Below are 17,831 nucleotides of genomic sequence, written 5' to 3'. Positions count from 1 at the left end.
CTCCGTCGCAACGCTCCGGTCACGTGTCCAGAGTGCCGAGCCACTGGAGTGGACTCCATTCACGGCTTCGCCTTGGAGCAGGGGACGTGGCAGGGCGAGGACGTCTTCCGGCCTCGGGGCGAGCCCGGGACCATCTTCGTCGCGGAGCGCTTCGCTGGGTTCGTCAAGCGGCACGGCTTTACAAATATGAAGCTGACCCCCATCGCGGAGTACATCTGGGATCCGCTCCACCAGGGGCCGCCAACCGGGACGAACTGGAAGTGAGGTGCCGCCTTACGGAGGCGGCGGGGGCATGTCCCACGCGCTCGGATCCTTCTTCCAGCGGGCAATCTGCTCGGGGGAGGGGAAGCCCTGCGGGCGGTAGCGCTCGGGATAGTCTCCTTCCACTGGCACCAACTGGGCCCCCATGTCCCGCTTCACCGCTTCCCAGCGCACCACCGCCACGGGCGGCGCCTTGGGTCCGAGCGCCTCGTCCATGAAGAAGATCCGATCCACGCGCGGCAACAGCGTGTCGAGCCCCTTGACCCAGACTGCCTGGCTGACCGCCTGGCCTGACTCCTCCTCCGAGACCACGAAGTCCGCGACGAAGAGCTCCACCCCGAGTTGTTCGTGTTGCTGCCGGAGCCGATCCGTCTGATCCGCGTAATCGCGCCCCTGGCTGTAGACCGCCAGGTTGCGCATGGGCTGCCACGCCTTGCTCTGGGGCGCGGGCAGGAAGGGCTTCCACCCCTGGGGCGTTCGCCGCAGCGCGCGTCCGTCGATCGAGCGCGGCGCCTGGAAGGCCTTCAGGGCGATCTCCGCGGCCTGTGCCAGCCCGTCCTCGTCCTCCGCGCCGGTGATGAGCAGCAGATCCCGCTGGGGCGCGAAGACCACGGGATCCCCACGCACCTTGCAGCGGCGCACCACCTCGTCCAGCAGCAGGCGAGATACGCCATAGCTGTCTCGCCACCCCGAGGCGCAAACGCCTGGGGCCACCGGAAACAGCGGCTCGGCGCTCTGGCTCCGCAGGTTCTCCATCGCGACCCCGAGCGCCTCGTCGAAGGTGATGCCCCACTCCTGGAACTGCTCCTGCCCCAGGTACTTCATGGCGTCCGGCGTATCGAGCACGACCGCCACCGAGAGCACCTCTCCCAGCGCGCGCCACTCCGCGGGCCTCGGGCTGCCGAGCGGGCTCTTCGGATCGACGATCTCCAGCAGTGAGAAGTACGCGCGCGGGCGCACCACGGGCATCAACGACGAGCGCGCCGACGTGTAACTGATGGGGGAGCTCGGCGCGCGGCCCATCGCCGTGATGTGCCGGAGCACTACCTCGCGCCGCTCGGGAGGCGCCGATCGGTACTCGTCATAGAGATTGCCGAGGAAGATCGTCTGCGCTTGCTGGCCCTCGCCGTCGGGGATTTGGATCTGGAAGCGCTCGGGATCGTAGGTCAGGGGCTCCGTGAAGCCTGCTTCCCGCAGCGCCTCCAGGGCCTTCCGCGCGTACTCGTCCTTGTCCTGCTGCGAAGATCCAGTGCGCTGGGCGTCTTGAGGATTGCCCGGGCTGTTCCCTTGCGCGGACTCGCCGAGAGGCGAAGGCTCCTTTCGCAGGCTGGCCCACCCCAGTCCTAACACCAGCGCGCCCAGGGCGAGCGCCAGGGGGACTGCTGCTCTTTTCGGATGGATCATCACATCATGCCTCTCTCTCGCTCCGTGGCGTCGGCCGGCGCTCAACCGCTGACGAGGTTCTGCAGTTCCTGCCAGCGCGCGTACAGCCGGTCCACCTCGACGGTCGCAGTCTCCAGCTCGCGCTGCAGCTCCGGCACCTTCGTCGCGCTGCTGTAGACGGTGGGGTCGGCCAGCTTCGCTTCCAGCTCCGCTTTGCGCGTCTCCGCCGCCTCGATCGCCGCCTCCATTCCGTCCAGCTCCCGCTGCTCCTTGTACGAGAGCTTCCCGGGCTTCCGCGCCTGCTTCGGCGCCTCGGCCTGGGACGGGGGAGGGGCCTCCTTCTTCGGCGCTGTCGCCGAGGCCTCCGCCGCTTTAGCCGCCTCCGCCTGGTCCTTCAGGCGCCGGTACATCGCGTAGTTGCCCTCGTACCGGACTACCCGCCCGTCTCCCTCGAAAGCCAGGATGGACGTGGCCACCTTGTCCAGGAAGTACCGGTCGTGGGTCACCAGCAGCACGCTCCCCGTGAAGCTCAGCAGCAGCCCCTCCAGGACGTTCAACGTCACGATGTCCAGATCGTTCGTGGGCTCGTCCAGCACCAGGACGTTCGCCCCTTCCAGGAACAGCCGCGCCAGCAGCAGCCGGTTGCGCTCGCCTCCCGACAGCGCCGCCACCTTCTGCTTCTGCATCGGTACCGGGAACAGCAGGTCTTCCAGGTAGTCCCGCAGGGCCACCTTCTTGTCGCCGAACTCTACCCAGTCCTCGCCCGGAGAGGCCGCCTCGTACACCGTCTGCTCGGGATCCAGCGAGGCCCGCGTCTGGTCGTAGTACGCCACCTTCGTGTTCTTCCCGATGACCAGCTTCCCGCTGTCCGGAGGCAGCTCGCCCAGCAACACCCGCAGGAACGTCGTCTTGCCCACGCCGTTGGGCCCCACGATTCCCACGCGCTCGCCGCGCTGCAGCCGGAAGTCCACGTTCTTCAGCACCTTCCGGTCGCCGTAGGACTTTCCAATCCCCTCTGCCTCGATGACCGTGTGCCCGAGCCGGGGCGCCGCCAGCACCTGCAGCTCCGCCACCTTCGGCCGCTGGAAGCCCTTCTCTGCCATCAGCTTCCGCGCCCGATCGATGCGCGCCTTGCTCTTCGTGCGCCGCGCCTCGGGGCCTCGCCGCAGCCAGGCCACTTCTTGCGCGATCCACCGCTCACGCTTGTGCTGCGCCAGGGACGCGTTCTCCTGCGCCACCAGCTTCTGCTCGATGTACGCCTCGTAGTTGCCCGGGTACGAGACCACGCCTCCGCCGGGTTGGATCTCCACAATTCGATCCACCAGCCCGTCCAGGAAGTAGCGATCGTGCGTCACCAGCAGCAGCGAGCCTGGGAGCTTGTCCAGCTCTCCCTCGAGCCAGTCCACCGTGTCCGCGTCCAGGTGGTTGGTGGGCTCGTCCAGCATCAGCAGGTCCGGCCGCGTCAGCAGCGCCCGCGCAATCGCCACGCGCTTGCGCAAGCCGCCAGACAGCTGAGACACCGGCCGGTCCCACTCCTTCACGCCCAGCCGGTCCAGCAGCATCTTCGCGTGGTGCTCCGTGTCCCAGCCGCCGAGCTGCTCGATGCGGTCGTTCAACGAGGCGAGCTGCTCCAGCAGCTTCTCGTGGGCCTCCGCCGGAGTGGACTCCAGCTTGCGGCTCAGCTCCGCGTGCGCCGTGAGCACCTCCTTCAGCGGCCCCTGCGACACCGACAGCTCCGAGGCCACCGTGGCGCCCTCGGGGAACTCGGGCTCCTGCGGCAGGTAGGTGACGCGAGCCCCACGGCGGAGCTGAAGCTCCCCCGCGTCCGGCCGCGACACCCCCGCCATGATCTTCATCAGCGAGGACTTCCCCGACCCGTTCACTCCCACCAAGCCGACGCGCTCACCCTCCTCGATGGTGAGGGTGAGCCCCTCGAAGACGGTACGGCTTCCGAAGGTCAGCTGGACATTGGCGGCGCGGAGCAGGGTCACGGGGCTCTCTTTACCTCAGAGCCACTTCGGAGAGGTGCGCGCCGGAGGAGGCCGAGGCGCCGCCGAAGCCGGAGCCGCCGAGGGAGCACCCCGTCCGTCCGTGCCCCGGTGCTGCCCCTGCGACTGCCGGGCCTCGCCACCCTGGCCGCCCGGACGCCCGCGCCCACCGCGCCGGCGCCGCTGCCCGTCCCCCCGAGGACCGTGGGCCTCGGCTCCGTCCCGCCGCGACTCGCCGTGCCGCTGGCCGCCACCGCCGCGCCGCTGGCTGCCGCCCTGAGGGCGCTGCCCGCCGCCGTGCCGCTGTCCACCCTCGGACCGCTGTCCGCCCTGCGCGGACTGTCCCTGCGCCGCCCCCAGCACCGAGGGCGTCGGCGCCCCGGAGCCCGAGCGGAACGGGTGGTCCGCCACCACCGGCACGTGCCGCCGGATGGTGCGCTCGATGTCCTTCAGGTACGCGCGCTCCTCCGTGTCGCAGAAGGACAGCGCCGTGCCCGCCGCGCCCGCGCGGCCCGTGCGGCCAATGCGGTGCACGTAGGACTCGGGGATGTTCGGCAAATCGAAGTTGATGACGTGGGTAATCCCCTCGATGTCGATGCCGCGCGCCGCGATGTCCGTGGCCACCAGCACCCGGCAGCTGCCGTCCTTGAACGAGTCCAGCGCCCGCTCGCGCGCGTTCTGGCTCTTGTTGCCGTGAATGGCCTCGGCGGTGATGCGCGCCGCCTCCAGTTGCCGCGTCACCCGGTTGGCGCCGTGCTTCGTCCGCGTGAACACCAGCGCCCGGCGGATGCTCGTGTCGCCCAGCAGGTGCACCAGCAGGTGGCGCTTCTGCTCGCGCTCCACGAAGTACAGCCGCTGCTCCACCTTCTCCGCCGTGGTGGATTGCGGCACCACCTCCACCTTCGCCGGATCCTTCAGGATGCCCTTGCTCAGCGCCTGGATCTCCGGCGGCATCGTCGCGGAGAAGAACAGCGTCTGCCGCTTCGCAGGGATCGCCGCGATGACCTTCTTCACGTCATGGATGAAGCCCATGTCCAGCATGCGGTCGGCCTCGTCCAGCACGAACACCTCGAGCGCCTTGTACGAGACGAGCTTCTGGCTCATCAGGTCCAACAGCCGCCCGGGCGTCGCCACCAGCACGTCCACGCCGCGCCGCAGCGCCTGCTCCTGCGCGTTCTGCCCCACGCCGCCAAAGATCACCGCCCACGTGAGCGAGGTGAACTTCCCGTAGGCCTGGAAGCTCTCGACGATCTGGCTGGCCAGCTCGCGAGTGGGGGTGAGGATGAGCGCGCGGATGGGGCGCCCGTGCGCGGCCGGAGCGGGGCGGCCCTCGGAGAGCCGGTGGAGGATGGGCAGCGCGAACGCCGCCGTCTTGCCCGTGCCCGTCTGTGCGCAGCCCAGCACGTCGCGGCCGGCGAGCGCCGGAGGAATGGCCTGGGTCTGGATGGGAGTGGGAGTGGTGTAGCCCTCGGCCTTCACGGCGCGCAGCAGGGGTTCAGCGAGCTTCAGTTCGTCAAAAGTCATGATTTCCCGTAGGTCGGGTGCCTGGCGCTCGCTTCGTAGCGAGGCCTGAAAAAGGGAGAGGGCGCCTCCACCCGAGAGGCGCCCTCCCTGGACTTCAAGTGTTGTGCGGCGGACCGCGGACTACTTGCGGGCAGCCTGCTCGGCGGCCAGCTTCTCGCGGTAGGCCGCCATCAGTGCCTCGGACTCGTTCTTCGGCACGGGCGAGTACCTGGCGAACTCCATGGTGAACTCACCCTTGCCCTGAGTCGCCGAGCGCAGGTCCGTGGAGTAACCGAACATCGTGTTCAGCGGTACCTCGGCCACGGCCACCAGGTAGCCGTCGCGGGTCTCCGTGGAGAGGATGGTGCCGCGGCGCTGGTTCAGCTGACCCACCACCGAGCCCTGGAAGTCCTCGGGCGCCTGCACCTCCACCTTCATGATGGGCTCGAGGATGACCGGCTTGGCGGCGGCGTAGCCCTCGCGGAAGCCCATGAGGGCGGCCGTCTTGAACGCCATTTCGCTCGAGTCCACCGCGTGGAAGGCGCCGTCGTTGATGACGCAGCGCACGCCCACCACCGGGAAGCCGATGAGGCTGCCCTTCTTGATGGCCTCCTGGAAGCCCTTGTCGCACGCGGGGATGAACTCGCGCGGGATGGAGCCGCCGACGATGTCGTCCACGAACTCGTACTGCTGCACGGCGTCGGCCGGCAGGGGCTCGAGGTAGCCGCACACGCGCGCGAACTGGCCGGAACCACCGGTCTGCTTCTTGTGCGTGTAGTAGAACTCGCCCTTCTGGCTGATCGTCTCGCGGTAGGCCACCTGCGGCTTACCGGCGATGACTTCGCAGGCGTACTCGCGCTTCATGCGCTCGATGTAGATCTCCAGGTGGAGCTCACCCATGCCGCTGATGATCGTCTGGCCGGACTCCTCGTCACGGCGCACGCGGAAGGTGGGATCCTCCTTGGTGAACCGGTTGAGGGCCTTGGAGAAGTTGGCCAGCGCACCGCGGTCCTTGGGGGCCACCGCGAGCGAGATCACCGCGTCCGGCACGTGCATGGACGTCATCGTGTACTGCACGGTGCCGTCGGTGAACGTGTCACCCGAGGCGCACTCCACGCCGAACAGGGCGATGATGTCGCCTGCCGTCGCCTCGTTGACGTCGTTCATCTCGTTGGAGTGCATGCGCACGATGCGGGGGATCTTCACCTTCTTCTGGTTCGACTGGTTGATGATGAAGTCGCCCTTGGCGATGCGCCCCTGGTACATGCGCATGTACGTCAGCTGCCCGTAGCGCCCATCCTCCAGCTTGAACGCCAGGCCCACGAAGGGCTTGGCCGGATCAGACTCGAGGACGACCTTGGCCTCGTTGTTCTTCTGGTCGAGCGCCTCGTTGTGCGCCTCCTTGGGGTTCGGGAGGTAGGCGGTCACCGCGTTCAGCAGCAGCTGCACGCCCTTGTTCTTGTAGGCCGAGCCGCACATGACCGGCGTCATCTTCAGGGCGATGGTCGCCCGGCGGATGGCTGCCACGAGCTGCTCCTCGGTGATGGCCGCGTCCGACAGGAACAGCTCACCGAGCTGGTCGTCCACCTCGGCCACGCCCTCGATCATCTGCTGGCGGCGCTGCTTGGCCTCGTCCAGCATGTCCGCGGGGATGGCCTCCTCACGGATGATCTCGCCGTTCTCACCGTCAAAGTAGAAGGCCTTCATCTTCACCAGGTCGACGTGACCCTGGAAGCGGTCCTCGGCACCGATGGGGAACTGGAGCTTCACGGCGTGGTGGTTCAGCTTCTCCTTCAGCTGACCCGCCACGCGGTCATAGTTGGCGCCAGCGCGGTCCATCTTGTTGACGAACGCGATGCGCGGAACGCGGTAGCGCTTCATCTGCCGGTCCACGGTGATGGACTGGGACTGAACGCCAGACACCGAGCACAACACGAGGATGGCGCCGTCGAGCACGCGGAGCGCGCGCTCCACCTCGATGGTGAAGTCCACGTGTCCCGGGGTGTCGATCAGGTTGATGTTGTAGTCGCCCCACATCGCGTAGGTGGCGGCGGACTGGATGGTGATGCCCTTCTCGCGCTCGAGATCCATCGAGTCCATCTTCGCGCCCACGCCGTCCTTGCCACGCACCTCATGGATCTCGTGGATACGGCCCGTGTAATAGAGGATGCGCTCAGAGAGGGTCGTCTTGCCCGAGTCGATGTGGGCGGAGATACCAATGTTGCGAATCTTTTCGATGGGTACGTTGGAGGCCACGATCCGGTCCTTCTTCTCTTGAAAAATGCCTGGGGGAACAGGGCAGGCGGGGCCTCTACTTCCCACAGGTTGAACTTTCCAGCCAAATCCGCATGCTGGTGGGGGCTTACGTGCACCCACCCCCGCCTACCGATCAAGCCGTACACCTTATATAGGGGAGGCCTTTCCGGCGCAGCGCAGGGACCGGCCAGGCTTTTTCCGAGGGATAGAACCATGAGCGCGAGCGAAAACTTCTCCTTGGCCCGGGCGTGGCTGAAGGCCTTCAACGCCCATGACGTGGAGGCGCTGGTGGCGCTCTACGCCGAGGACTGCACCCATACCTCTCCGAAGATCCGGGTGTTGCACCCGGAGACGGGCGGCAAGCTGGTGGGCAAGCAGGCGCTGGCGAAGTGGTGGCGGGAGGCGATCGCCCGGCTGCCGGGCCTGAAGTACGAGGAGACGGCCCTGACGGCTGACGGGGAGCGCGTCTTCATGGAGTACCTGCGCCACGCGCCCGGCGACCCGGACATGCCGGTGGCCGAGGTGCTGGAGGTGAAGGGCGGGAAGATCGTCGCCTCGCGCGTCTACCACGGGTAGGTGGGCAGGACGGGGAGCGTGGGGGAGGGCGGATGGGTTGTCCCAGCGTGAGTGGGCGGGCTAGCGTTCCCCTGCATGTTTAGCTCGTCCTGGGTGCTCAGAACGCCTCTTGGGGAGTTCCGTCTCCGAGCGCAGGGGGAGCGGCAGTCCCTGTCTCCTGAGGAGCAGGAGCGCGCGTGGCAGGTATGGGCCTTCGCCCGGGCGGAGCTCGAGAGCCTGTCGCCCCGGGCGGTGGAAGCGGCCTTCGCGCTCCATGCGGAGCTGAGGGGCCCGGCCTTTCGGGGGACTTCCCGGCGCGTGGGGCCCTTGGAGGCTCAGGCGCTTGGCCAGGATCTGGAGGCGGCGCTGCTCGCCGGGCGGCTGGTGCTGGAGGCGCGTCCTCACATTCAGGGGCTGTCGACACTGGAGGCTCCGGAGCCCGCCCCCAAGTGGGAGCCTCCCCCAGAGAAAGAGAAGCCCGCGGACAAGGGCGCCTGGATCGAGCTGGAGTTGGTCAACCAGGACGGCGAGCCCGTGGCGAACCGGAGCTTCCGGATTCTCCAGAAGGGCAACGTGGTGCGCGAGGGGATGACGAACTCCGCCGGGTTCGCGCGGATCGAGCCGCTCGCCCCGGGGCCGTGTGACGTCGAGTTCCCGGACCTTTACGACGCAGACTTCAAATACCAGCCCTCGCTCCCCGGCAGCCTCCCTGCCATGGCGGAGGGGCCAGTCACTCAGGAAGGCGCGACGGCATGACATCGCACGGCCCGGGCCCGAGGGAGCGCCATGCCCATCCATAAGGTCAAACAGGGCGAGCATCTGGCGAGCATCGCCTCGGCGTATGGCTTCGAGAACTTCGAGACGATCTGGAACGACTCCCAGAACGCGCAGCTCCGGCAGAGCCGCGCGAGCCCGCTGATGCTGCTGCCCGATGACGAGGTGTGGATCCCCGAGCTCCCGCCCGCGCGCTTCACGCTGGCAACCGGGAAGAAGCACAAGCTCACCGTGCACACCGGAAAGCTCCAGCTGCGCCTGCGGGTGCTGGACCTGCGCGGCGAGCCCATCCCCGATGCACCGTGCGTGCTGAAGGTGGGGCATTACTCCGAGGAGCTGACGACGGACGGGGATGGCTACGTTCAGGCCTCGGTGGACAAGACCGCGACGAGCGGCACGCTGGAGGTGGGGGATCTGGTGTTCGATCTGGCCATTGGCGGCCTGGATCCGCTGCCGGAGCCCACGGGGCTGGCGGGGCGGCTCAGCAACCTCGGCTATCCGGCGGACGATCCCCGGTACCTGAACCCGGACACGATGGAGTGGACCCGCTTCGCGCTCGAGTTGTTCCAGCACGAGAACGGCCTGGATGTCACAGGGGCGCTGGACTCGGGGATCGCGGAGCAGCTCGCCACGGAGCACGGCTCCTAGCCGCGAGGACTCACCATGGCCAGGAACTTGATGGAAGGCGCGCTGATCTCGGATGGGGGCACCGCCGCCAAGCACGGCGAGGCCCCCATTCCCTACGTGGTGGCGCCCACGGACAAGGAGGCGTACAGCACGCTCCGGCCCCGGCTCCGCCCCTCGGCGTGCTGGCGCATCGATGATCTGCGGTTCGACTTTGACTCGTCGTTCCTGTTGCCTGCCGGCACGCACGAGTTCCAGCTGCTGGCCCGCCAGCGCCCGCCTGGCCCGGACGACACAGGCAAGGCGCTGCTGCTGAGCGTGTTCGGCCACGCCGACCCCTCGGGCCAGGACGAGTACAACAAAGTGCTGGCCGGCCGCCGGGCCACTTCCGTCTACGGCCTGCTCACCCGTGACGTGGCGCTCTGGGAGAAGCTCTACAGCTCCCCGCACGGAGGGGACAAGTGGGGCACCCGGCAGATCCAGATGATGTTGACGCAGCTGGGTTACCTGCAGGCGGCGCCCACGGGCTACCTGGACAATCCCACGACGAAGGCCGTGAAGGCCTTCCAGCAAGACAACGGCCTGCCCGGGACGGGGTTCCCGGACGGAGGCACGCGCGCCAAGCTCTTCCTCGCGTACATGGACGCGCTCTGCGTGGACGAGCAGGGTGTCCCCTTCCAGTACGTGCCGGAGGACTTCCTCTCGCGAGGCCCCAGCGCCGGAGGCAAGTGTGCCTACCAGGGCTGCGGCGAGTTCAACCCCGTGCGCGTCTTCTCGGAGCAGGCCGCCGCCGAATACCAGAAGCCCGCGCGCAAGGCCGAGCGCGACGCGGCGAACATGCCCAACCGGCGCGTGGTCATCTACATGTTCGACCCCGCGCTGAACATCACCCCGGAGCAGTGGCCCTGTCCCACCGTCAGCGAGGGCCCCGCGGGCTGCAAGGCGAAGTTCTGGCCGGATGGAGAGGCGCGCCGCAACCCGCGGGGAGCGCAGCGCGAGCACCTGACGGGCGGGAGGACCTTCGCGTGTGCCTTCTATGACCGGCTGGCGCGGGGCTCGCCGTGCGAGGGCGTGCGGGAGACGGTGTCGCTGTACCTCATGGATCACCACGGCCGGCGCATGGGGGCCAACCCCGAGAGCGACGACCCGGTGGAGCGGGAGTCTGGAGCGCCCTACCGTCTGACGGTGGGCTCGCAGGTGCGCGAGGGCCGGGCCTCGGCCGAAGGGCTTCTGATCGAGCAGAACGTCTACGCGGGGGGCGCCTGCGAGCTCGAGTGGGGCGCTTACCCCACCTCCGAGCACGTCCAGGGCAAGGCCAGCGCGCCGGGGACGGAGGAGCCTCGCTACCTCTACTCGCGGGTGATCTACCTGGGCACCGAGGAGCAGGAGACGCCCGACACGGAGCGCCAGCTGCACAACCTGGGTTACACCTCGAAAGACCCCGAGGAGAACCGGCAGCACTTCCTGGCGGATCATCCCGAAGCGGAGGGCGAGCCGTTCGCGCAGGCCGTCGATCGCGTGCACCGCGAGGGGCTCGAGGCCCAGGAGGCATAGGCACATGGCATCCACCGCAGCCCCCGAGCGCAAGGGCTTCCCCCGCCTCGTCGAACTCATCAACGTCGACAAGATCCCCAAGCCACGTGATCAAGGGGCGGCGGAAGTGCTGAAGATGATCGCCTTCCGGATGAACCTCCCCTTGGATGGGCTGTGGTGTGCGGGGGAGTACTGGAACCTGTGGAACAAGCAGTGGAACATCTACGATCCAGACGCCCACCCGATGCAGCTGAAGATCCTCAAGTCGGGGCGGCCGCTGCTCGAGGAGCAGTGGGCCCGGGGCATCAGCGAGCTGCTGCTGGGCACCGCTTATGACGGTCCGGACGTCGAGACGGGCAACGCCGTTCCCATCCAGGACATCTACAAGAGCTTCAGCGAGGGCGCGCAGCCCTTCGTCGCTGTCTGCTGCGCGTGCCAGATGCTGGTGTCGTACACGGTGCTGTCCCGTGGCTATGGCATGTCCTACGTCAACGGCGTCGGCATCGACTGCGACGGCAATGACGGGCTCAAGGTCTTCACGTCCGAGGGTGGCCACTGGGACAAAGGCGGCCCCCTGAGGTTCGCGGATGCCATGAAGGCCTCGCACCCGCTCCAGCAGGGCTCTTGCTACAGCTGGGTGGGGCGCGATCCGGACGGCACCAAGCAGAAGGGCTCCCACGTGGTGAGCATCCTGCGCGTGGATACCGACGGGAAGAAGCAGGCACAGCTCTTCGACACCGGGGCAGCCCAGGATGCTCCGAGGCCCGCGCCTTCCTGCGCTCCCAAGTGGGACTACAGCGGCAACTACGACAATGAAGGCTCGTTGCTGGTGCGCAGCTTCATCCCCGGCTCCAAGACGGATCCGAAAATAGGAGGCCGGTACGGAGGTCTGGGGACTCCCGCAGCCCGGTCCGATGCGCAGCTCCAATCGGGGATCGATCGGATGAAGAAGACGCGCCCGTATGGCCTGGCGCGGCTCTTCGTGGCCAAGCTGCCATTCTCCGCCAAGACCAAGAAGAAGGTGCGCATCGAAGAGAAGGATCTGGAAGTGCCCGAGGGCCTCGTCTTCATGAGCCGCCTGCTGCGGATGTGGGGCGCCGAAGAGACGGCCAACTACACCATTGCTCGGTGTCAGTACGCGCTGCGCTCGCTCCCAGACTGGAATCCGCCGGAGACTCCAGGCACCCCCGAGCAAGAGGCGAAGACCTTCCGGACCGTGGCGTGGTGGGTGTTCTACAGCCCTCGGGGAGACCTGGCGAAGGTGTTGATGCAGGAGGAAACCCCGCGAGCCAAGCGCCTGGTAGACCTCGGTCCTGTCTCCGTGGGAGAGCCCCTGCTGGTGGTGAGCTCGCTCGACAACGGGCGGACCGACTGGACCTATGTGCGCAGGGCCCTGGCTCCCGCGACCATCGGTACCATCCCCGACTGGATGAAGGCTCTCCTCAAGGAGGTGGGGCCGCACACTGTCTACAACCCGGAGGGGGTGGCCATCCCGGGTGAGCTGGATGACAACGGCTGAGGCTTCGCTTGGGCGCGCGCGCGGCAATGGGGTAGGGTGGCGCCGTTTTCCCGGTGGAGGTGCATGTGGCGAATCCGGACGCGTTCGACAGGGACTTTGGCTACCTGATGCCGTTCCTCGACAAGGTGGCGGCGGCGGCCAGTGGGCTCCAGGACCCGGCGGCGCGCGACGAACTGGCCCGCCTGCTGGCCGACGAGAAGGCCCGCTGGAACCGGGTCCGCGAGCTGCTCCGGGGCTCTCCAGGCGGCAAGGGCACAGCACCGGCCCGTGCGGGAGCTCCCGCGCAGACGCTGGCGCGCTCCTCCGGGGATGGCATCAACCGCGTGGCACCTCAGATGACGGGGCTGACGGTGGGGAGCTTGAAGAACTCCCGCTGATCCACAGGGCGCCGCGCAGGATGACGGACAGCCCGCTACAGACTCACGAATCCAATGGTATGGAGGAGCCTGAAACAGGAGCCTGCATCGTGAGCACTGCGTCCCAGCCACAGCGGTGGTTTCCCTTCCGCCGGCCCCAAGCCCGAGCCTCCTTGCGCGTGGTGTGTTTCCCCCACGCGGGGGGCGGTGCCGCTACCTTCAACAGCTGGGCTGCCCGGATGCCCCCTCACGTCGAGCTGTGCGCGGTGGATGCTCCGGGCCGCGGGAGCCGCTGGGGCGACAAGCGGATTGACTCCGCCACTGCGCTGATCGACGCGCTGCTCCCCGCGCTGCGCCCGCTGATGGATGTCCCGCTGGCGCTCTTCGGGCACAGCCTCGGAGCGCTGGTGGCCTTCGAACTGGCGCGGCGGCTACGGCAGCTCCAGCTTCCAGGGCCCGCGCACCTGATCGTCTCGGGTTCTCCCGCCCCTCGGGTTCGCCCCATTCCGCGTCCATTGAGTGCGCTGCCCGACGAGCCCTTCCGCGAGGAGGTGCGCAAACTCGGCGGCAGCCCTCCAGAGGTGCTTGCCCACCGAGAGATGATGGAAATGCTGACCCCGGTGCTTCGCAACGACTTCGCGATGTTCGAGCGCTACCGGTACACCCCCGAGCCTCCCCTTGGCTGCCCCCTCACCGCTTGGGGGGGGAAGGATGACCCCGACACCCCCGAGCCAGCCCTGGAGGCCTGGCGCGAGGAGACGCAGCAGGTGTTCTCCGCTAGAGTCTTCCCAGGCGGCCACTTCTTCCTGTTCCAGGAAGGGCCTCGCTATGCGGATGAGCTGATCCGAGCGCTTTCGGGGGGGGCGCAGGGCACCTGACGGCTCCTGCCGCTTCCCGAAAGGCCACTCACCCGTCGTTTTCTTGACAAGGTCATGCAAAATCCCGTTTAATCTGTACACTCTGTATTGTCCGTAGCCCAGGGCGGAAGCTGCCCTCTGGGCTCACGTGAAAGTGAGGAGTCGCCATGCTGTCGATCTTGGAGAATCGTTCATTGTTGCCGCGCCGGACCATTCGGCCGAAGTCGCTCTTGCTTGCGCTCCAGACATCGAATGATCCAAGCCGCTTTGGTGACTTCCAGATCTACAAGCTGGACGCCATGGACTACATCGGCCCCCCGGAGATCCAGAAGCGCCTGGAGGCAGTGCGGGGCTACCTGCCGAAGGTGGACCGGGGTGCGCTGCGCCAGATGCCCGACGGGACGCTCGGCCGCGAGTACATGCGGTTCCTCGACGACAACAAGCTGAACCCCTTCGAGATCAGCGACGACGACCACTACCTGCAGGAGGTGTTCAAGCGCAACACCTTCGCCGTGCGCTTCACGGCCATGCACGACATGTATCACCTGCTGCTGGGCTTCGAAACGACCATGCCGGGTGAGTACAGCGTGACGGCGTTCGCCGAGGCGCAGAACTGCAGCCTGCCGCCCGAGATCGTCCCGTTGTTCAAGGCGGGCTTCCACGTCTACAAGCTGCTCAAGCCGGATCGGGCCAAGGAGCTGCAGGCGGGCTGGGACTTGGGCTTCAAGCTGGGCAAGACCGTCCGGTTCATGTGCGATCTGAAGTTCGAGGACATGTGGGAGCGTCCCATCGACGATGTTCGCCGCGAGCTGGGCATCCCCGATATCAAGCCGCAGTTCTGGCGCCACGGCACGGGCCCCAGCATCTACGCCTGATCATTGTGTTCCGGATTCAGTAGCGAGGGGGAGGCGACTGGATCATCGATCTGGCCTCCCCCGAGCCCAAGGTGGTGCCGGGGACGCGCACAGACGCGCAATGCACCAGATCGGCTGGTCTCCTTGGACGCCTGACCCCCTACCAGACTCCTAGGACTCCAGAATCATGGAAGGCAAAGTGTGTATTGTCACCGGGGCGAACGCCGGATTGGGGCGGGCCACGGCGATGGCGCTCGCGGCGAAGGGCGCCACGGTGGTGGTGATGAGCCGCGACCGCGAGCGGGGAGCGGCAGCCCGGGACGAGATCCGGGGCCGGACGGGCAACGACGCGGTGGAGCTGATGCTCTGCGATCTGGCTTCGCTCGCCTCGATTCGCTCCTTCGTCGAGCAGTTCAAGGCGAAGTACTCCCAGCTGCATGTCCTCGTGAACAATGCCGGCGTCACGCTCCCCAAGCGGGCCCAGACGGGGGACGGCTTCGAGATGGTCTTCGGGGTCAACCACCTGGGCCACTTCGCGCTGACGCTGCTGCTGCTGGACGCGCTCAAGGCCGGCCAGCCCTCCCGCATCGTCAACGTCTCTTCCTTCAAGCACGGCCAGTACCCGCTGGACTTCAATGATCTCCAGCTGGAGCGCGGCTACGGCATGATGAAGGCGTACTCCCGGTCGAAGCTGTGCAATGTGCTCTTCACCTACGAGCTTGCGCGCCGCCTGCGTGGCACGAAGGTGACCACCAACTGTGTGCACCCGGGAGGGGCCGCGACCAGCATGGGGAGCAACTCCGGCTCCATTGCCATGCTCCCCTTCATTGGGCTGGCCCTGACGCTGCGGGCGTTCGGCCTGGCCACCCCCGAGTGGGGCGCCCACACCCAGATCTGGGCCGCGAGCGCGCCGGAGCTCGACGGGGTGAGCGGGAAGTACTTTGGAGGCGTCTTCCGCAAATGCCAGGAGGAGCGCTCCAGCCCCGCTACGTACGATGAGGCGCTGGCGCTCAAGCTATGGCAGGAGTCCGAACAGCTCACCGGCGTGTCCCTGCCCTGAGCCCGCCGAGGCCGGGGCCTGGGCTCCGCACCGTCACCCATTGCCTGAAGGGAAGTCGCCACAAGCCATGAGCAAGCCGAACGCCAAAACGCTCTTCCTCGCGGTGAAGGAGTATCTCAAGGAGCACCCAGAAGAGGTTCCCCGGGCCATCCGAGGGATGATGAAGCTGCGGCTGGGCATCCCCCTGGCCGTGCCGCGCTACCTGGCCCGTACGTTCGTCTCGGGGCAGGGGCACAAGAAGGACGTCATCATCTCGCCCGCGCCCCCGGGATTGAAGCTCACCACGACACTCGATGCCCTGGGCTCCTCGCTGCTCCGCGCTTCGCTCGTGGTCGCGCTGGATGATCTGCGCATCAACAAGGACGAGGTGCGCTTGGAGTTCCGTGTCTCGGAGATGAAGGCCGAGATCCTCGACGAGGGTGACGGCACCTCTCCGGTCATCGCGAAGATCAAGTCGGGGGAGCTCGACTTCACCAAGCCGGCCAACCTGCTGGTGCACCTGCCCGAGCGCCCCCCCACCCTGGTCGAGGCCCAAGATGATCGGGTGTGCTTCGACTTGTTGAAGAGCCCTGACTTTGCCAACAACCCGGGCATCCGCCGCTTCCTGGCGACGATCAACCCCGTTGTGGGGCTGCGGGCCGTCCGGACGGATGACGATCACCTGGACATCTACTTCCGGGCGAGCCCCACGGGGCTGCCAGCGGCGATCGCGAGCCTCTTCCGGTAGGCCGTTTGTGGGGGCTGGGATGCAAGACAAGATTTGTTTGATCACGGGGGCCAATGCGGGGCTGGGGCGCGCGACGGCGTTGGCGTTGGCGCGGCAAGGGGCCCGGGTGGTGATGGTGTGCCGTGACAAGGCCCGAGGTGAGGCCGCGCGGGACGAGGTGCGGGGCCGCTCTGGAAACAGGGAGGTGGAGCTGATGCTCTGCGATCTCGCCTCGCTGGCCTCCATCCGCTCCTTCGTCGAGCAGTTCAGCGCGCGGTATGACCGGCTCCATGCGCTGGTCAACAACGCTGGCCTGGCGCTGCCCGAGCGGCGGACGACGGTGGACGGGTTCGAGATGGTGTTGGGCGTGAACCACCTGGGCCACTTCGCCCTGACGCTCCAATTGCTGGAGGCGCTCCGGGCGGGGGCTCCTTCCCGCATCGTCAACGTCTCGTCCTATAAGCACGGGCAGTACGCCCTGGACTTCGACAATCTCCAGCTTGAGCGCGGCTACAGCATGCTCAAGTCGTACGCCCATTCCAAGCTGTGCAACGTCCTGTTCACCTACGAGCTGGCACGGCGGCTGGAGGGAACTGGCGTGACGGCCAACTGCGTCCATCCCGGGGCGGCCGCCACCAGCATCAACGCCAACTCCGGCGCGGTCTTCCTGCTGCCGGCCGTGGCGATGCTCATGGCGGTCAGGTCGCTCGGGTTTCTGACGCCCGAGGAAGGCGCGGTGACGCAGGTCTGGGCCGCGTCAGCCCCGGAGCTGGAGGGCGTGAGCGGCAAGTACTTTGGCGGGATCTGGCGCAAGTGCCAGGAAGAGCGCTCGAGCAAGAGCTCGTACGATGTCGAGACAGCGCGCAAGCTCTGGGAGTACTCGGAGCGTGTGACGGGAGTGAGCATGTCACCCTCGGCGATGGAGAGGGTGAAAGTGAGCACAGGAGAGCCCAGATGAAGGTGGATGTCCTCGCGGCGATGATCTTGGCACTGCACGAGAAGCGCATGGGAGATGTCGCCGTGCTCAAGGCTGTGGCGTCCGAGCCTCATGAGAACCCCGTCATCCGTGAGAGGGTCAAAGGCTTCATGGATCTCAATTTGAAACGCGTGGACATGGCCGAATTGGCGGCCATGCCGAAGGGGACTTTTGGCCGCGCGTATTCCGACTTCATGCGGCGCTACAACCTCGGGACCGTCAATCTGACGCCTCAACTGGCCGGGCTCTACGCCCGGTTCCCTCTCTCCACCCGGGTGACGAGAACGCACGACATGTTCCATACCCTCCTGGGGTGCGACGCGACGACGGTCGGAGAGCTCGGGACCTATGCCTTCTATCATTCGCAGGGATATTCCGAGACCGGCAGCCGGGTGTACCGCTTCGCCAGGAGAGCCTACGCGGTCGTCAACCCCAGCCGCAGAGCTCGGCTGCGTCACGCCGAGGAGTGGGGGCTTGAGCAGGGCAGGAAGGCGGTCTGCCTGATCGAGCAGCCCTTGGAGAACATGCTGGGGGAGGATCTGAAAAAGCTCCGGCAGCAGTTCGGGATCGTTCCGCTGGTGGAGGACTGAAGCCACCGGGCGTCAGTGGCTCCAATCCCTCAGGCC

17 protein-coding genes are annotated in these 17,831 nt (G+C 67.2%); 13 read left to right on the top strand and 4 right to left on the bottom strand.

Annotated features, from left to right (window positions below; genetic code table 11):
* Nucleotides 1-48: 48 nt before the first annotated feature.
* Entirely contained in the window at nucleotides 49-264 is a 216-nt protein-coding gene (locus DB31_RS47675; RefSeq protein WP_083967989.1) for a hypothetical protein, read from the top strand.
* Nucleotides 265-273: 9 nt separating this feature from the next.
* Here the strand turns inward: DB31_RS47675 and DB31_RS00640 are convergent, their stop codons facing one another.
* From DB31_RS00640 to fusA, 4 genes are all read right to left on the bottom strand, one after another.
* Nucleotides 274-1,665, bottom strand: coding sequence for a DUF1444 domain-containing protein (locus DB31_RS00640; protein ID WP_044180632.1), 1,392 nt, complete (start codon nucleotides 1,663-1,665; stop codon nucleotides 274-276).
* A 41-nt stretch (nucleotides 1,666-1,706) separates the two neighbouring features.
* On the bottom strand, nucleotides 1,707-3,635 hold the full coding sequence (locus DB31_RS00635) for an ABC-F family ATP-binding cassette domain-containing protein (protein ID WP_044180630.1): 1,929 nt from the start codon (nucleotides 3,633-3,635) through the stop codon (nucleotides 1,707-1,709).
* Nucleotides 3,636-3,650: 15 nt separating this feature from the next.
* On the bottom strand, nucleotides 3,651-5,156 hold the full coding sequence (locus tag DB31_RS00630; RefSeq protein ID WP_044180628.1) for a DEAD/DEAH box helicase: 1,506 nt from the start codon (nucleotides 5,154-5,156) through the stop codon (nucleotides 3,651-3,653).
* A 120-nt stretch (nucleotides 5,157-5,276) separates the two neighbouring features.
* On the bottom strand, nucleotides 5,277-7,391 hold the full coding sequence (gene fusA / locus DB31_RS00625) for an elongation factor G (protein ID WP_044180625.1): 2,115 nt from the start codon (nucleotides 7,389-7,391) through the stop codon (nucleotides 5,277-5,279).
* A gap of 213 nt (nucleotides 7,392-7,604) precedes the next feature.
* Between fusA and DB31_RS00620 the strand changes: the two genes are divergently transcribed.
* The 12 genes from DB31_RS00620 to DB31_RS00565 all read left to right on the top strand — a co-directional run bounded on the left by DB31_RS00620 (nucleotide 7,605) and on the right by DB31_RS00565 (nucleotide 17,795).
* Nucleotides 7,605-7,967, top strand: coding sequence for a nuclear transport factor 2 family protein (locus DB31_RS00620; RefSeq protein WP_044180622.1), 363 nt, complete (start codon nucleotides 7,605-7,607; stop codon nucleotides 7,965-7,967).
* 75 nt (nucleotides 7,968-8,042) lie between these two features.
* Nucleotides 8,043-8,702 carry a hypothetical protein gene (locus DB31_RS44375; RefSeq protein ID WP_157231700.1) on the top strand — a complete coding sequence of 220 codons (660 nt, stop codon included), beginning with the start codon at nucleotides 8,043-8,045 and terminating at the stop codon, nucleotides 8,700-8,702.
* Between the two features lie 30 nt (nucleotides 8,703-8,732).
* Nucleotides 8,733-9,368 (top strand): hypothetical protein, encoded by a 636-nt coding sequence (locus tag DB31_RS00610; RefSeq protein ID WP_044180621.1) that lies wholly within the window; start codon nucleotides 8,733-8,735, stop codon nucleotides 9,366-9,368.
* A gap of 15 nt (nucleotides 9,369-9,383) precedes the next feature.
* Entirely contained in the window at nucleotides 9,384-10,898 is a 1,515-nt protein-coding gene (locus tag DB31_RS00605) for a peptidoglycan-binding protein (RefSeq protein ID WP_044180618.1), read from the top strand.
* A gap of 4 nt (nucleotides 10,899-10,902) precedes the next feature.
* Complete coding sequence (locus DB31_RS00600; protein WP_044180616.1) at nucleotides 10,903-12,396, top strand: hypothetical protein; 1,494 nt, start codon at nucleotides 10,903-10,905, stop codon at nucleotides 12,394-12,396.
* A 65-nt stretch (nucleotides 12,397-12,461) separates the two neighbouring features.
* On the top strand, nucleotides 12,462-12,773 hold the full coding sequence (locus DB31_RS00595) for a hypothetical protein (RefSeq protein ID WP_044180614.1): 312 nt from the start codon (nucleotides 12,462-12,464) through the stop codon (nucleotides 12,771-12,773).
* A gap of 89 nt (nucleotides 12,774-12,862) precedes the next feature.
* On the top strand, nucleotides 12,863-13,630 hold the full coding sequence (locus DB31_RS00590; protein WP_044180612.1) for a thioesterase II family protein: 768 nt from the start codon (nucleotides 12,863-12,865) through the stop codon (nucleotides 13,628-13,630).
* Between the two features lie 146 nt (nucleotides 13,631-13,776).
* Nucleotides 13,777-14,484 (top strand): Coq4 family protein, encoded by a 708-nt coding sequence (locus tag DB31_RS00585; protein WP_052419606.1) that lies wholly within the window; start codon nucleotides 13,777-13,779, stop codon nucleotides 14,482-14,484.
* Between the two features lie 166 nt (nucleotides 14,485-14,650).
* Entirely contained in the window at nucleotides 14,651-15,523 is an 873-nt protein-coding gene (locus DB31_RS00580) for an SDR family oxidoreductase (RefSeq protein ID WP_044180610.1), read from the top strand.
* Between the two features lie 67 nt (nucleotides 15,524-15,590).
* Nucleotides 15,591-16,250, top strand: coding sequence for a hypothetical protein (locus DB31_RS00575; protein ID WP_044180609.1), 660 nt, complete (start codon nucleotides 15,591-15,593; stop codon nucleotides 16,248-16,250).
* Between the two features lie 19 nt (nucleotides 16,251-16,269).
* A complete protein-coding gene (locus DB31_RS00570) occupies nucleotides 16,270-17,187 on the top strand; it encodes an SDR family oxidoreductase (protein ID WP_044180608.1) in 918 nt (305 codons plus the stop codon).
* Complete coding sequence (locus tag DB31_RS00565) at nucleotides 17,184-17,795, top strand: Coq4 family protein (RefSeq protein ID WP_044180607.1); 612 nt, start codon at nucleotides 17,184-17,186, stop codon at nucleotides 17,793-17,795. The genes DB31_RS00570 and DB31_RS00565 overlap by 4 nt, the downstream gene beginning before the upstream one ends.
* The last annotated feature ends 36 nt before the right edge of the window (nucleotides 17,796-17,831 follow it).

Source organism: Hyalangium minutum (genome assembly GCF_000737315.1).
Lineage (GTDB): Bacteria > Myxococcota > Myxococcia > Myxococcales > Myxococcaceae > Hyalangium > Hyalangium minutum.
The sequence above is the reverse complement of the archived record's forward strand: the minus strand, read 5'-3'. Positions and strand labels throughout refer to the sequence as shown.